Below are 15442 nucleotides of genomic sequence, written 5' to 3'. Positions count from 1 at the left end.
GACTGCGTCACCTCCGCCGTATGGTCGGCGGAAGCAACCCTCCCAAGGTGTGCGGCGGTCTTACCAAGCGTCGCGCTCAGAGGCCCAGCCTCTTTCGACTCGTACTGGTAAACCGACGGGAAAGGGGGCACTCCATGGTGCTGGATCCCAACTTCTGCCTGGACGTTCCGGAGGGTTTCGACGATTCGGACGCTGAGACTGGCGTGCATCCCATGGCCAGGAAGCTATTCGTCGCCACAACTGCCGCGGAAGCCTTCAAGAAAGCCCATGAGTGGGTGCGAGATCAGAAGATACGCCTGTCTGACGTGTCGTGGGATTTCTTCCACGACGAGGACGAGCCCTACTGTCTGAGCATCTACTTCACGTTCGAGCTGGATCCCGAAGACACTTGACCAAGCCAGCCAACCGGCCTCAGCCACAGAGGGTGCAAGGGTCCCGGCCGGGCAAGAGCACGCATAGGCACGGCACGTGTGTCGACGGGCGGGCCACCTCCACCAGGAGCCGAAGAAGTGAAGGGCCGGGTCTCTGAGCTGCGGCTGTGGACTTGATCAACGCTGCGACGGCGACCTGGCCGAGATCCACCGATGAGTTCCGCCGGCTGGGCCGGTCTACCAGGACGTACGCCATCGAGCCACCGACTGGAGACCCACCATGACCAATCCCGCACACCCCGGCCGCATGCTGTTCGTGAACATCCCCGTAGCGGACCTCGAGCTCAGCAAGGCGTTCTTCGCCAAGCTCGGGTTCAGCTTCAACCCGATGTTCACCGACGAGACCGCCGCCTGCATGCTGGTCGGCGAGCACGCCTTCGTCATGCTGCTCAGCCGCGAGAAGTTCGCGGAGTTCGCGAAACTGCCGATGGCCGATCCCACCACGCACACGCTGGCGCTGTACTGCTTCAGCGTGTCATCCCGCGATGAAGTCGATACGGTCAGCGCCGCTGCGCTCGCGGCGGGCGGCTCCGAGGCGGATGGCGCCGAGGACTACGGCTTCATGTACTCACGCAGCTTCTTCGACCTCGACGGCCACGGCTGGCAGGTCATGTGGATGGACCCGGCGGCGGCGGAGCAGGGCCCCGAGGCGTTCACAGCCTCCGTTCAGGACGCCGACGCCCCGGCCTGACCTACCGCGTTCCGCTCGTGCGCCGTCGTCGTGCGGCCGACCGCCCCAGCCACGAGGGTTCTGACCCCATGCACTGTGTGCCTGCCTCTTACAGAAAGTTGAGGTTCGGCTCCGTCGAGGGCCTCACAGCGCCAGATCAACGGGCTCGAACGCCACCACGCCGAGAGCCCCCTCCCAGACGGGAAGGGGCTCAAAAGCCACACAGCCTCGCATAAGCCTCAGTGGGTGTGACCGCTCGCAGCGGGCGTCGGACCAGCGTTCTTGACCGTCAGAGGCAGCAGCTTCTTCCCGGTCGGGCCGATCTGGATGTGCGTGTCCATCTGAGGACAGACGCCGCAGTCGAAGCAAGGAGTCCAGCGGCAGTCCTCGACCTCGGTCTCGTCGAGGGCGTCCTGCCAGTCCTCCCAGAGCCAGTCCTTGTCGAGGCCGGAGTCGAGGTGGTCCCAGGGGAGGACTTCCTCGTACGTGCGCTCGCGGGTCGTGTACCAGTCGACGTCCACGCCGAAGGCGGGGAGGGTCTTCTCGGCGCAGGCCATCCAGCGGTCGTACGAGAAGTGCTCGCGCCAGCCGTCGAAGCGGCCGCCGTCCTCGTAGACCGCGCGGATGACGGAGCCGATGCGGCGGTCGCCGCGGGAGAGCAGGCCCTCGACGATGCCGGGCTTGCCGTCGTGGTAGCGGAAGCCGATGGAGCGGCCGTACTTCTTGTCGCCGCGGATCTTGTCCCTCAGCTTCTCCAGGCGGGCGTCCGTTTCCTCCGCCGAAAGCTGCGGGGCCCACTGGAAGGGGGTGTGGGGCTTCGGGACGAAGCCGCCGATCGACACCGTGCAGCGGATGTCGTTCTGGCCGGAGACCTTGCGGCCCTCGGCGATCACGTTCATCGCCATGTCGGCGATCTGGAGGACGTCCTCGTCGGTCTCCGTCGGCAGGCCGCACATGAAGTACAGCTTCACCTGGCGCCAGCCGTTGCCGTAGGCGGTGGAGACCGTGCGGATCAGGTCCTCCTCCGAGACCATCTTGTTGATGACCTTGCGCATGCGCTCGCTGCCGCCCTCCGGCGCGAACGTCAGGCCCGAGCGGCGGCCGTTGCGGGTCAGCTCGTTCGCCAGGTCCACGTTGAAGGCGTCCACGCGGGTGGAGGGGAGGGAGAGGCCGATCTTGTCTTCCTCGTACCTGTCCGCCAGGCCCTTGGCGATGTCGCCGATCTCCGAGTGGTCGGCCGACGACAACGAAAGGAGGCCCACTTCCTCGAAGCCCGTTGCCTTCAGGCCCTTCTCCACCATGTCGCCGATGCCGGTGATCGAGCGCTCGCGCACGGGGCGCGTGATCATGCCCGCCTGGCAGAAGCGGCAGCCGCGCGTGCAGCCGCGGAAGATCTCGACCGACATGCGCTCGTGGACGGTCTCGGCCAGCGGGACCAGCGGCTGCTTGGGGTACGGCCACTCGTCGAGGTCCATGACCGTGTGCTTGGACACGCGCCACGGGACGCCCGACTTGTTGGGAACCACGCGGGCGATGCGGCCGTCGGGGAGGTACTCGACGTCGTAGAACGCCGGGATGTAGACGTTGCCCGTCTTCGCCAGACGGAAGAGGACCTCCTCGCGGCCTCCCGGCCGGCCCTCCGCCTTCCAGGCGCGGATGATCTCGGTCATGTCGAGCACGGCCTGTTCGCCGTCGCCGACGATCGCCGCGTCGATGAAGTCGGCGATCGGCTCGGGGTTGAAGGCCGCGTGGCCGCCGGCCAGGACGATCGGGTCGTCGAGCGTACGGTCCTTGGACTCCAGGGGGATCCCGGCCAGGTCCAGGGCCGTCAGCATGTTCGTGTAGCCCAGCTCCGTGGAGAAGGACAGGCCGAAGACGTCGAAGGCCTTCACCGGGCGGTGGCTGTCCACCGTGAACTGGGGAACCTGGTGCTCGCGCATCAGCTCCTCCAGGTCCGGCCAGACGCTGTAGGTGCGCTCGGCGAGGACGCCCTCGCGCTCGTTCAGTACCTCATAGAGGATCATGACGCCCTGGTTGGGCAGCCCCACCTCGTACGCGTCGGGGTACATCAGCGCCCAGCGGACGTCGCAGGCGTCCCAGGGCTTGACCGTGGAGTTGAGCTCTCCGCCGACGTACTGGATCGGCTTCTGCACATGCGGGAGCAGAGCTTCGAGCTGCGGGAAGACCGACACAGCGGATTCGGCAGACATCTCGCGAACCTTCGTGAGCTGGCAGGGGTGACCATCTAGCCTAACGCGGCCGGAGGGACCCACCGCACCGTCAGACCGCGCCCTGCCCCTCGATGGCCTCCCACGCCTCCGGCAGCGCGGCCTCGACCGCCGCCGCCCGCTGCTCCTCGCGCCCGTACAGCACCCCGTATGTGAAGGAGCTCTCCCCCGCCGCGTACGCCTGGGCGGACAGTGCGAGCAGTGCCTCGCGGGCCATCACGCTGTCCTGGTGGTCGCCGAGCAGGGTCTGCAGCGACTTCATCGACTTGACCAGCTCGGACGAGGGTTTGCCCAGGGCCGGTGCGGCTGTCTCGGCCGCGTACCGGGTGCGCTTGGCCTTCTTGCGGGCCTCGTGCATCGCCAGGTCGCGGTCGGTGCCCGGCGGTAGGTCGAGGGCCTGTCCGACCAGGTCGGAGACCTTTTGGTAGGCCTTGCGGACAGCCTTCGCGATCACCTTCGCGGGGTCTTGGGACGCCGCCTCGAGCAGCGGCGGGTCGGAGACGATCGCGTCGAGCGCGGTCAGCAGGTTCAGGTACCGCTTTCCGTCCAGTACGGCGATCAGGCGGCTCCGGGAGCCTCCGTGGCGGGCGTGGGACCAGGTGTGCAGGCGGGCGCGGACCGGGCCGGAGAGCAGGGTGCGGGGCAGGTTGTCGAGCGCCTCCGTGAGCCGCTCGGTGAGCACCTCCTGGTCGCGGTCGATGCCGAGTTCGCCGGCCAGCCACTTCAGCTCGTCGCCGATGGGGTCGGTGACGGTGCGGTCCAGGACCTTGCCGTACGAGCGGAACGTGCTGCGCATCCTGCGGGTGGCGACGCGCATGCTGTGCACGGAGTCGTAGACGTCGCGGCGGACGGCGGGGTCCAGTTCGACGATCGCGTCGCGCTGGGTGCGGACGTACGCGAGGACGTGGTCGCCGGCCGTGACCGGATCCTTCTCGACGGGGGCCGCGGCTACCTTCTTGCGCTTGCCGGTCTCCCCCAGCGCCCTCGCCAGCTTGGAGGGCGAGGAGGAGCGGCTGAGGCCCGCCTTGCGGAGCTTCTTCTCGACCTTGTCGAGGAACGCGGGGTCGCCGTCGTCCGCGAGCTCCACCTCGATCTCGGTCCAATCGGCGGTGCCTTCGCCTCCGCTGAGCCGCTCGGCGTGGACGCGGTCGAGGCTGACCTCGGCGAGGAGGGCGCCGGAGGCGTCCACGAGGTGGCGGATGTCTCGGGCGGACAGCAGGCGTACGACGGGGACGAGTTCGGCGTCGCGGATCCGGGAGCGGACGAGGCTGGTCAGGGAGCGGGGCACGGTGTCGGAGAGCGGGGCGTGGATCTCGTCGCGTACGCCCTCGGAGACGGGGAGTTTGAGGTGCCAGCCCGCGTCGTCGCCGCCGGTGCGGCGGCGGAGGGTGAGGGAGGCTGCGGCGAGCCGCTGGTCGGGGGTGTCGTAGTAGGTGGCGTCGAGCTCGGCGACGCCCTTGTCGACGACACCCGAGACTCCGGAGACTCCGGTCAGGTCTGGCAGTCTCGCGTCTTCGCCGGCCGGGGGACCCTCGTACTTTCGCTCGATCTCGCGCTTGGTGTCCGCCATGACATGAATCTAGTGGCAGCGGGGCCAGGATGGCAGTGCCGGAGCCTGCCGGGAAGGAACGGTTTTCGCCCCCTCCGCCCCTGCCCGTCCCGTACCTGGGGGTTGCCGCCCCCAGACCCCCGCCATCGGCCTTGACGGCCTCGTCCTCACACGCCGGACGGGCTGGCGACAGCCCCCGACGGAGTGTGAGGAGCGGGGGTCCAGGGGGCCGAGCCCGCTGGCGAAGCTGCCCCGGGGTGGGGTGCAGGGCAGAGCCCCTGGCGGAGACGGCCGCGGGTGGGACGCAGAGCCGAGCCCCCTGGCGGAGACGGGCGCGCAAAACCCCGGGGCGGGACGCAGAGCCGAGCCCCGCCCCGGGAATCTAGGGCCGAGCGTCTGGCGGGCTCTGGGGCGGAGCCCCGGGGGTGGGGACGGGGGTGGGGACGGGGGTGGGGACGGGGGTGGGGACAGGGGTGGGGACAGGGGGCGGGGACAGGGGGCGGGGACAGAAGTGGGGACAGGAGCGGGAACGGGGGCGGGAACGGGGGCGGGAACGGGGGCGGGAACGGGGGCGGGAACGGGGGCGAAGCCCCGCACTGGGGCGCAGGAGGCAGCCCCCCGGCCGGGGTTCTAGGACTGAGCCTGAGCCCCCCGCGCAGGGTCTGGGGCGGAGCCTGAGCCCCCCGCGCCGGGTCTGGGGCGGAGCCTGAGCCCCCCGCGCAGGGTCTGGGGCGGAGCCTGAGCCCCCCGCGCCGGGTCTGGGGCGGAGCCTGAGCCCCCCGCGCAGGGTCTGGGGCGGAGCCTGAGCCCCCCGCGCAGGGTCTGGGGCGGAGCCTGAGCCCCCCGCGCCGGGTCTGGGGCGGAGCCCCAGGTGGATGGGACGGGTAGGGGCGGAGGGGGCGAAGAAACCCGCCCCCTACCCGTCCTACGCCGACATGGGCCGCTGCACCCTGATCGACTGCAGCAACCCCACCGCCACCCACACCGCGAACATCGACGAGCCGCCGTAGGAGACGAAGGGCAGGGGGAGGCCCGCGACCGGCATGATGCCGAGGGTCATGCCGATGTTCTCGAAGGACTGGAAGGCGAACCAGGCGATGATGCCGGCGGCGACGATCGTGCCGTAGAGCTCGGTGGTCTCGCGGGCGATGCGGCAGGCGCGCCACAGGACCACGCCCAGCAGGAGCAGGATCAGGCCCGCGCCCACAAAGCCCAGCTCCTCGCCCGCGACCGTGAAGACGAAGTCCGTCTGCTGTTCGGGGACGAACTGGCCCGTCGTCTGCGAGCCGTGGCCGAGGCCCGTGCCGAAGAGACCGCCCGAACCGATGGCGATGCGGGCCTGGTTGGTGTTGTAGCCGACGCCGGCCGGGTCGAGGTCGGGGTTGGCGAAGGCGGCGAAGCGGTTGATCTGGTACTCGTCCAGGATGTGGAGCTGCCAGACCGCGATCGCGCCCAGAGCGCCCGTACCGAGCAGGCCGAAGACCCAGCGGTTGGAGGCCCCCGACGCCAGCAGCACACCCAGGATGATGATCACCATGACCATGACCGAGCCGAGGTCGGGCATGAGCAGGACGATCATGATCGGGACGGCGGCCAGGCCGAGGGACTGCAGCACCGTGCGGTGATCCGGATACTGCTTGTCGCCGGCATCGACCCGCGCCGCCAGCATCATCGCCATGCCCAGGATGATCGTGATCTTCACGAACTCCGAGGGCTGCAAGGAAAAGCCGCCGCCCAGGACGATCCAGGCGTGCGCACCGTTGACCGTCGCGCCCAGCGGGGTCAGCACCAGCAGGATCAGGAAGACCGAGATGCCGTACAGGATCGGCACGGCCGTACGCAGGGTGCGGTGACCGAGCCAGATCGTGCCGATCATCAGGGCGAAGCCGATGCCGGTGTTCATGAGATGGCGGATGAGGAAGTAGTACGGATCGCCCTGGTTGATCTCGGTGCGGTTGCGGGTCGCCGAGTAGACGAGCGCCGAGCCGATCATCGAGAGCGCGATGGCCGAGAGGAGTATCGGCCAGTCGAGGCGGCGGGCGAGCGAGTCGCGGGCGAACAGGCGGGTCCAGCCCGCGCGTTCGGGTCCGTACCCGGAGACGGAGAAGTTGTTCGCTCCGGTCATGTCAGGATCCTCATCCTCCGCCTCTTCTTCGGGCGGGCCGTGCGCCTTCGGGTGTCGCGGTTGGTCCCGCTGGGCGAGGGCGTGGTGCCCGCGGGCAGCTGCTGGTCGGTTTTACCGGAGTCGTCGGTCTCGCCGGCCCGGAGGTCCTTGACCGGGTCCTTGGAGATCGCCGGGGCGTCGATCGAACCGTCCTTCTGGATCTTCGGCAGGCCCTTCTGCGGGGTGGGGAGGAGGGCCTTCGACTTGTCGATGGAGCCGTCGGCGGCGACGCCGTACAGAGCGCTGTAGATGTTGCGGACGGCTTCACCCGAGGCACCGGAACCGGTACCGGCCTGGGCGATCGTCATGATGACCGTGTAGTCCTTGGAGTAGGTGGCCAGCCAGGACGTGGTCTGCTTGCCGTAGACCTCGGCCGTACCGGTCTTGGCGTGCAAGGGGATCTCGTTCTGCGGCCAGCCGCCGAACTTCCAGGCGGCGGTACCGCGGGTGACGACGCCGGCGAAGGCCTCGTCCATGCCCTTGATCGTCGACTTGCTGACCGGCAGCTTGCCCTTCACCTTCGGCTTGATCTCCTTGACGCTCTTTCCGTCGGGGCTGACGACCGCCTTGCCGATGGTCGGGGTGTACATGGTGCCGCCGTTGGCGACGGCGCCGTAGATCACGGCCTCCTGGATCGGGGTGACGAGTGTGTCGCCCTGGCCGATCGAGTAGTTGATCTCGTCACCCTCGCGCATCTTGTTGCCTTCGAGGCAGTTCTCGTACGCGATCTTCTCGACGTAGGAGCCGTTCTTCTTGCCGGTCTTGCACCAGGCGTCCTTGTTGGCCTTCCAGTAGTTTTCCTTCCACTGGCGGTCGGGGACGCGGCCGGTGACCTCGTTGGGCAGGTCGACGCCGGTCTCCTTGCCGAGGCCGAACTGGTGGGCGGCCTTGAAGAAGTAGTCCTTGGGCTCGCCCTTCTTCGGGTTGATGCCGCCGTCCTTCTTCCACTCCCGGTCGGCCAGGCCGTAGAAAACGGTGTCGCAGGAGACCTCGAGGGCGCGGCCGAGCGAGATGGGGCCGAAGCTCTCGCCCTCGAAGTTCTTGAAGACCTGGCCGCCGACCGAGTACGAGCTGGTGCACGGATAGCCGCCGTCCCACTCGTAGCCGGCCTCGACCGCGGCGGCCGTGGAGACCACCTTGAAGGTCGAACCGGGCGCGGCCTGACCCTGTATGGCCCTGTTGAGCAGCGGGTAGTCGGAGTTCTTGCCGGTGAGCGCCTTGTAGTCCTTGGCCGAGATGCCGCCGACCCAGACGTTCGGGTCGTAGGTCGGGGCGGACGCCATGGCGACGATCCGGCCTGTCTTGGCCTCCATCACCACGACAGCGCCGGAGTCGGCCTTGTAGTACTCACTGGTGATCTTGTCGTACTGCTGGCGGGCCTTCTTCATCGCCTCGTTCAGCTCGTACTCGGCGACCCGCTGGACCCGGGAGTCGAGGCTGGTGACCAGGTTCGAGCCGGGCTCGGCGGCGTCCGCCTTCGCCTTGCCGATGACCCGGCCGAGGTTGTCGACCTCGTAGCGGGTGACGCCGGCCTTGCCGCGCAGCTCCTTGTCGTACTCGCGCTCCAGGCCGTTGCGGCCGACCTGGTCGGAGCGGAGGTAGGGCGACTCGCTGTCCTTGGCCTTGGTGATCTCGTCGTCGGTGACGGGCGAGAGGTAGCCGAGCACCTGCGCGGTGTTGGACTTGCCGGGGCCGGCGTAGCGGCGCACAGCCTCCGGCTCCGCGGTGATGCCGGGGAAGTCCTCGGAGCGCTCGCGGATCTGCAGGGCCTGCTGGGTGGTCGCCTCGTCGGTGATGGGGATCGGCTGGTACGGCGAGCCGTTCCAGCAGGGCTGCGGAGTCTTGGCGTCGCAGAGGCGCACCTTCTCCATGACGTCCTGGGGCTTCATGCCCAGAACTCCGGCGAGCTTGGTGAGGACGGCCTTGCCGTCGTCCTTCATCTTCAGCAGGTCGGTACGGGAGGCGGAGACCACGAGCCGGGTCTCGTTGTCGGCGATCGGCACACCGCGCGCGTCCAGGATCGAGCCGCGCACGGCGGGCTGCACGACCTGCTGGACGTGGTTGCCGGAGGCTTCCTTGGCGTACTCGTCGCCATTGCGGATCTGGAGATACCAGAGGCGTCCGCCGAGGGTGCCGAGAAGGGAGAGTACGAGAATCTGGATGACGACGAGTCGGATCTGGACCCGTGGGGTCCGACCGGTCTCGGGGATGTTGGTCACTGCTGCTGCCTCCCCCTCTCAGTGTGTGTACGAGACATACGAGTACACGGTGAACCTGTGCGCGGCGACGCCGCGGTCGGCCAACTTCCGTGACACGAGCGGCGCTTGAGCTCCCCCGGCGGCGGTCCTCGCACCTGTGCGCGCGACTGCCCTCGCAGCTGCCCGCACCCCCGTCCTCACTCCTGTCATCACAGCCGCTTGACCCCCTTGATGCGACCCGCACGGGCGACGCGCGCCTTGGCGGCCTTCACCCGCAGCCCGCCGCGCTGTCTGCCGATCCGCAGCCCGGTGCCGGACGACAGCCAGCCCGCGGAGACGTCGGCCGCCGTGGCGGTCGTGCTGGTCTCGGAGAGCGGATTGCTCTCGGCGCGCCGGGCCAGCGCCATCAACACCGGGACGACGAACGGCGCGAGCAGCAGGTCGTAGAGGGCGGCCGTGAACAGCAGGCTGCCGAGGCCGACATGGCGGGCGGCGGTGTCGCCGACGAGGGCGCCGACACCGGCGTACAGCAGGGTGGAGCCGACCGCGGCGGCGACGACCACGGTCATCGGGCCGGTCGCGGACTTGAGCTGGCCGTTCTCCGGCTTCGCCAGTCCGGCGAGGTAGCCGATGACGCACAGCACGAGGGCGTAGCGCCCGGCGGCGTGGTCGGCGGGTGGGGCGAGGTCGGCGAGCAGGCCCGCGCCGAAGCCGATGAGGGCGCCGCTGACATGGCCGTAGACCATGGCGAGAGCCAGCACGGTCAGCAGCACCAGATCCGGGACGGCGCCCGGGAGGTGGAGTCGGGCGAGCACGCTCACCTGGATCACCAGGGCGACGACCACCAGGGTGGCGGAGAGCAGCATCCGGTTGAAACGCATGGGATTCGGCTCCTCCTACTGCTGCTCGTCGTAGACGGGCGCGGACTCCGAGGGGGTGACCGTCACCGTCACCGTCGGGGTGGGCGTCGGCTTGGGTTTACGCGGCAGCACGGTGTCGCGTGGGTCCTTGCCGGGGGCTTGGACGACGACACCGACGATGTCGAGCTTGGTGAACGAGGCGAAGGGCTTGACGTAGATCGTGCGGGTCAAGCCGCCGCCGGAGGGGTCCACGCGGGACACCACGCCGACCGGGACGCCGGGCACGAACGGCCTGTCGGCCTGCGAGCCGAAGGTGACCAGACGGTCGCCCTTCTTGATCTTCGCCTTGCCGTTGAGCAGTTCCACCCGCAGCGGGCGGTCGCCCTGCCCGGAGGCGAAGCCGAGTTCGTCGCTCGATTCCATCCGCGTACCGACGGTGAAATCGGGGTCGTTGGCGAGCAGCACCGTGGCCGTGTCCGGCCCGACGGTGGTGACCCGGCCGACCAGACCGTCGCCGTTCAGCACGGTCATGTCGCGCTTGATGCCGTCGTTGGCGCCGACGTCGATGGTCACGGTCCAGGAGAAGCCCTGGGCCGCCCCTATGGCGATGACTTCGGCGCCCTTGATGCCGTACTGGCCCTCGGCCGCCACATTGATCATCTTGTTGAGCTGCTTGAGGCGGCTGCGATTGCGGTCGTCGCTGCCGAGCTTCGCCTTCAACTCGGTGTTGTCGTGCTCGAGTTGGGCGATGCGGTCGTGCCGGTCACCCGAGTCGCGAACCGCCGAGATCGCGTTCCCGACGGGATTGACCGCGGACGACACCCCGTTCTCGATCGGACCGAAGACCGTCGCGGCGGCCTGGCGGGCACCGTCGACCGGTGAGTCCTGCCCACCGCGGATGTCCACCGTGATCAGTGCGAACGCGATGGCGATCAGCAGCACCAGGAGCAGCCGGCTCTCTCGTGTGTCCCTCACGTGCGGCGGCCGTGCCTTCCTCATTGGATTGGGTCAACAGGGGCGTACCCCCGAGCAGAAACAATGCCCACGGGTGCGATGAGGCTGTTATGGGGGGCTGTTGTACGTGGCTGGTGTGGGGGGCCGTTGTGGGGCTGGTGTGGGGGCTGTTATGGGAGAGCTTATGACTCTATGTCGGAGGAGCTTATGCCTCCATACCAACGATCCGCCGTACGAGGAGGGATCATCTCGTACGGCGGAATCGAAGTGTTACTTCATCTGCGCGGCTGGGCGTCCAGGACCTGCTGGAGCGCCTCGAACTCCTCGACGCACTTGCCGGATCCGAGCGCCACGCTGTCCAGCGGATCCTCGGCGATGTGGATCGGCATACCCGTCTCGCGGCGCAGCCGCTCGTCGAGGCCGCGCAGCAGGGCGCCGCCGCCGGTCAGAACGATTCCGCGGTCCATCACATCGCCGGACAGCTCCGGCGGACACTTGTCGAGGGTCGTCTTCACGGCGTCGACGATGGCGTTGACGGGCTCCTCGATCGCCTTGCGCACTTCGGCGGCCGAGATGACGACGGTCTTGGGCAGCCCGGAGACGAGATCCCGGCCGCGGATTTCGGTGTGTTCGTCATTGTCGAGGTCGTACGCGGAACCGATCGTGATCTTGATCTGTTCGGCGGTCCGCTCACCGAGAAGAAGGCTGTACTCCTTCTTGATGTGCTGGATGATCGCGTTGTCCAGCTCGTCGCCCGCGACGCGGATGGACTGGGCGGTGACGATGCCCCCGAGCGAGATGACCGCGACCTCCGTGGTGCCACCACCGATGTCCACCACCATGTTGCCCGTGGCCTCGTGGACCGGCAGGCCGGATCCGATGGCCGCGGCCATGGGCTCCTCGATGATGTGCACTTGACGAGCGCCGGCCTGGGACGACGCCTCGATGACGGCACGACGCTCGACACCCGTGATGCCCGAGGGCACACAGACGACGACACGGGGACGGGCAAGGTAGCGCCGCTTGTGGATCTTCAGGATGAAGTAGCGGAGCATGCGCTCGGTGATCTCGAAGTCGGCGATGACGCCGTCCTTCAGCGGGCGTACGGCAACGATGTTGCCCGGCGTCCGCCCGATCATCTTCTTCGCCTCCGCGCCGACCGCGAGGATGCCACCGGTGTTGGTGTTGATCGCGACGACGGACGGTTCGTTGAGTACGATCCCGCGACCCCTGACGTACACCAGCGTGTTGGCGGTCCCGAGGTCGACAGCCATGTCACGGCCGATGAACGACATTGAGTTCCCCATCAGGATTCGTCTGGCCTTCCCAAGTGGAGCTTTGACGGCTTTTTAGGACGGCGAGTTGGGTGCAGCGACGTGAAGGCTTCCATCGTAGACGCGCCTGCCCGAACACTGCGCGAGGGTCTTCGCCATTGTCAGCAGATGACGGGCCGCCCCGCTTGTGGAGACGGTCCATCGGGGGAACGCGTTCCCCCGATCGGCACGCATATGCCATGGGACGACCGAAAACAATCGGCCGTCCCAGGTCAGGTATCGAAGTGACGTGACGGTCCCTCAGAAAAATCTTGGAAAATTGATCTCCGCGTGATGTCCGCGCGGCACGCTTCGGACGGCCCTCGCGCGGTACTTCGGACGATGTCCGGAGGGTGCTCAGACGCAGCCGGGGAAGAAGATCTTCAGCTCGCGCTCGGCGGACTCCTCGGAGTCGGAGGCGTGGATCAGGTTCTCGCGGACGATCACACCGTAGTCGCCGCGGATGGAGCCGGGGGCGGCCGCGATCGGGTCGGTCGGACCCGCCAGCGCCCTGAGGCCCTCGATCACGCGCTCGCCCTCGACGACCAGCGCCACGACGGGCCCGGACGCCATGAACTCCACCAGCGGCTCGTAGAAGGGCTTGCCCTTGTGCTCGCCGTAGTGCTGCTCCAGCGTGTCCTGGTCCAGGGTCCGCAGCTCGAGCGCGGTGATCTGCCAGCCGGCCTTGCGCTCGATACGGCTGATGATCTCGCCGGTCAGGCCGCGACGAACGGCGTCGGGCTTGAGGAGGACGAGGGTGCGCTGGCTCACGGGGTGGCTCCTTCAGGTCACAAGTGTGCGGGTCACCGAGGCTACAGGGCGTAGCCGGGTGCGCTTTCAGCCCGTCCGGCGTTTGGCTTTCAGCCCGTCCGGCGTTTGGCTTTCAGCCCGTCCGGCGTTTGGCTTTCAGCCCGTCCGGCGTTTGAGGACGAGGCCGTTCAGACCGGGGGGTCCGGGGGGCTGCAGCCCCACAGGTACGGGACGGGTAGGGGCGGAGGGGGCGATGGCACCCAACGGCCACCCCTACGCCGGGTTACCCCCGGCCTCGGCCGGTGTGGCCGCCGACGCCTGCGTCTCGGCCTGCGCCGCAAACCTCGCCTTCGCCTCGTCGATCTTCCGCCCGTAGTGCACCGACGCCCACCACAGCGCGGTGAAGAGCGCCCCCAGGAAGAACATCGACGGCACCACGAACCCACTCGCGATCAGCGCGACCTGCAGCGCCCAGCCGAGCTGGACACCCCCAGGCCGCGTGATCATGCCGCACAGCAGCACGCTCAGCGCCATGACGACCCCGCAGACCGTCCACACCGTGGCGGTCGAAAGGTCGGGATCCTTCATGGCGACGAGCCCGGCGAAGCCGATGACGAAGAACTCGCCGATCAGCGTGGAAGCACAGAGCGTACGCACAGCGGTCAGCCCCTCCTCAGAAGCAGTCGAGCCTCGCCGACGGTGATGACGGAACCGGTGACCAGCACGCCCCCGCCCGCGTACTCGCCCTCTTCCTCGGCGAGCGTGATCGCGGCCTCCAGCGCGTCGTCGAGCCGCGGCTCGACCTGCACCCGGTCCTCGCCGAAGACCTCCACGGCGATCCCGGCCAGCTCGTCCGCGTCCATCGCGCGATGGCTGGAGTTCTGCGTGACGACGACCTCGGCGAAGATCGGCTCGAAGGCTTCGAGCAGCCCTCGTACGTTCTTGTCGCCGCTCGCGCCCACGACCCCGATCAACCGGCTGAAGTCGAAGACCTCGCTGACGGCCTCGGCGGTGGCGCGGGCCCCCGCCGGATTGTGCGCGGCGTCCACGACGACGGTCGGCGAGCGGCGTACGACCTCCAGGCGGCCCGGCGAGGTCACCGAGGCGAAGCCCTTGCGGACGGTGTCGATGTCGAGCCGCTGGGAGTGCGCGGAACCGATGCCGAAGAACGCCTCGACGGCGGCGAGCGCCACGGCGGCGTTGTGCGCCTGGTAGGCGCCGTGCAGCGGCAGGAAGATCTCTTCGTACTCGCCGCCGAGTCCGCGCAGCGTCACCAGCTGCCCGCCCACGGCGACCTGCCGCGCGACCACCCCGAACTCCAGGCCCTCCCGGGCCACCGTCGCGTCGACCTCGACGGCCTTCTTGAGCAGCACCTGGGCCGCGTCCACCGGCTGCTGCGCCAGGATGACGGTGGCGTCCTGCTTGACGATGCCGGCCTTCTCCGTGGCGATCTCGCCGAGCGTCTCGCCGAGCCGGTCGGTGTGGTCCAGATCGATGGGCGTGACGACGGCGACGTCCCCGTCGATGACGTTGGTGGCGTCCCAGCTGCCGCCCATGCCGACCTCGACGACGGCGACGTCGACGGGGGCGTCCGCGAAGGCCGCGTAGGCCATGCCGGTCAGCACCTCGAAGAAGGACAGCCGGTACTCCTGCTGCCCGTCGACCATCTCCACGTACGGCTTGATGTCGTTGTACGTCTCGATGAACCGCTCGGCGGAGATCGGTGCGCCGTCGAGGCTGATCCGCTCGGTGATCGACTGCACGTGGGGGCTGGTGTAGCGGCCGGTGCGCAGGTCGAAGGCGCCGAGCAGGGCCTCGATCATGCGGGCGGTGGAGGTCTTGCCGTTCGTGCCCGTGATGTGGATCGAGGGGTACGCGCGCTGCGGCTCCCCGAGGACGTCCACCAGCGCGGCGATACGGCCGACCGACGGCTCCAGCTTGGTCTCGCCCCAGCGGGTCGCCAGCTCCGCCTCGACCTCGCGCAGCGCCTTGTCGACCTCGGGGTCGGCGGGGCGGGCGGGGACGTCGGCCTGCGGGCCGCCGGCGCCCTGCGTGCGCAAGGTGCGGCTGCCTGCCTCGATCACCGCGAGGTCGGGGTCGCGGTCGGTCTCGGCCGCGACGATCTCGTCGAAGAGACCGAGCGGATCGCGCGGCTCCGGCTCGTCTGACGCGCTGCTGTCGTGCGGGGGGAGGTCACTCACGAGGCCAGTCTACGGAGCCGCCGCTGTGTCTGGGCGTGTGGGGTTTTCACCCCCTCCGCCCCTGCCCGTCCCCGGGGGCTGCGCCCCCAGACCCCCTGAGAGACCGCGCAGTTCCCCGCGCCCC

12 protein-coding genes are annotated in these 15442 nt (G+C 68.8%); 2 read left to right on the top strand and 10 right to left on the bottom strand.

Going from position 1 to position 15442, the window contains the following annotated elements:
• The first annotated feature begins 134 nt into the window (after positions 1-134).
• Positions 135-392 carry a hypothetical protein gene (locus tag IEY95_RS07525; RefSeq protein ID WP_189185083.1) on the top strand — a complete coding sequence of 86 codons (258 nt, stop codon included), beginning with the start codon at positions 135-137 and terminating at the stop codon, positions 390-392.
• 259 nt (positions 393-651) lie between these two features.
• The gene (locus tag IEY95_RS07520; RefSeq protein ID WP_189185082.1) at positions 652-1122 is read left to right on the top strand and encodes a VOC family protein; all 471 of its coding nucleotides are present in this window, start codon (positions 652-654) and stop codon (positions 1120-1122) included.
• Positions 1123-1340: 218 nt separating this feature from the next.
• Here IEY95_RS07520 and IEY95_RS07515 read toward each other — a convergent pair whose 3' ends face one another.
• The 10 genes from IEY95_RS07515 to folC all read right to left on the bottom strand — a co-directional run bounded on the left by IEY95_RS07515 (position 1341) and on the right by folC (position 15318).
• Positions 1341-3311, bottom strand: a complete 1971-nt coding sequence (locus tag IEY95_RS07515) for a TIGR03960 family B12-binding radical SAM protein (protein WP_189185081.1) — start codon at positions 3309-3311, stop codon at positions 1341-1343.
• Positions 3312-3381: 70 nt separating this feature from the next.
• Positions 3382-4899 carry a CYTH and CHAD domain-containing protein gene (locus IEY95_RS07510; protein WP_189185080.1) on the bottom strand — a complete coding sequence of 506 codons (1518 nt, stop codon included), beginning with the start codon at positions 4897-4899 and terminating at the stop codon, positions 3382-3384.
• 904 nt (positions 4900-5803) lie between these two features.
• Positions 5804-7003: a rod shape-determining protein RodA gene (gene rodA, locus IEY95_RS07505; RefSeq protein WP_189185079.1), complete on the bottom strand. Its 1200-nt coding sequence runs from the start codon at positions 7001-7003 to the stop codon at positions 5804-5806.
• Entirely contained in the window at positions 7000-9261 is a 2262-nt protein-coding gene (gene mrdA / locus IEY95_RS07500; RefSeq protein WP_189185078.1) for a penicillin-binding protein 2, read from the bottom strand. The genes rodA and mrdA overlap by 4 nt, the downstream gene beginning before the upstream one ends.
• Positions 9262-9449: 188 nt before the next feature.
• The gene (mreD, locus tag IEY95_RS07495) at positions 9450-10121 is read right to left on the bottom strand and encodes a rod shape-determining protein MreD (RefSeq protein WP_189185077.1); all 672 of its coding nucleotides are present in this window, start codon (positions 10119-10121) and stop codon (positions 9450-9452) included.
• Positions 10122-10136: 15 nt separating this feature from the next.
• On the bottom strand, positions 10137-11075 hold the full coding sequence (gene mreC, locus IEY95_RS07490; RefSeq protein WP_189185076.1) for a rod shape-determining protein MreC: 939 nt from the start codon (positions 11073-11075) through the stop codon (positions 10137-10139).
• A 254-nt stretch (positions 11076-11329) separates the two neighbouring features.
• Positions 11330-12349, bottom strand: coding sequence for a rod shape-determining protein (locus IEY95_RS07485; RefSeq protein WP_037747701.1), 1020 nt, complete (start codon positions 12347-12349; stop codon positions 11330-11332).
• 375 nt (positions 12350-12724) lie between these two features.
• Positions 12725-13138 (bottom strand): nucleoside-diphosphate kinase, encoded by a 414-nt coding sequence (ndk, locus tag IEY95_RS07480; RefSeq protein WP_189185075.1) that lies wholly within the window; start codon positions 13136-13138, stop codon positions 12725-12727.
• Between the two features lie 252 nt (positions 13139-13390).
• Positions 13391-13774 carry a DUF4233 domain-containing protein gene (locus IEY95_RS07475; protein ID WP_189185074.1) on the bottom strand — a complete coding sequence of 128 codons (384 nt, stop codon included), beginning with the start codon at positions 13772-13774 and terminating at the stop codon, positions 13391-13393.
• Positions 13775-13779: 5 nt separating this feature from the next.
• Positions 13780-15318, bottom strand: coding sequence for a bifunctional tetrahydrofolate synthase/dihydrofolate synthase (gene folC, locus IEY95_RS07470; protein ID WP_189185073.1), 1539 nt, complete (start codon positions 15316-15318; stop codon positions 13780-13782).
• Positions 15319-15442 lie beyond the last annotated feature (124 nt).

The organism is Streptomyces albiflavescens, assembly GCF_014645835.1.
Taxonomy (GTDB): domain Bacteria; phylum Actinomycetota; class Actinomycetes; order Streptomycetales; family Streptomycetaceae; genus Streptomyces; species Streptomyces albiflavescens.
This window is presented reverse-complemented; position numbering and strand designations above follow the sequence as displayed.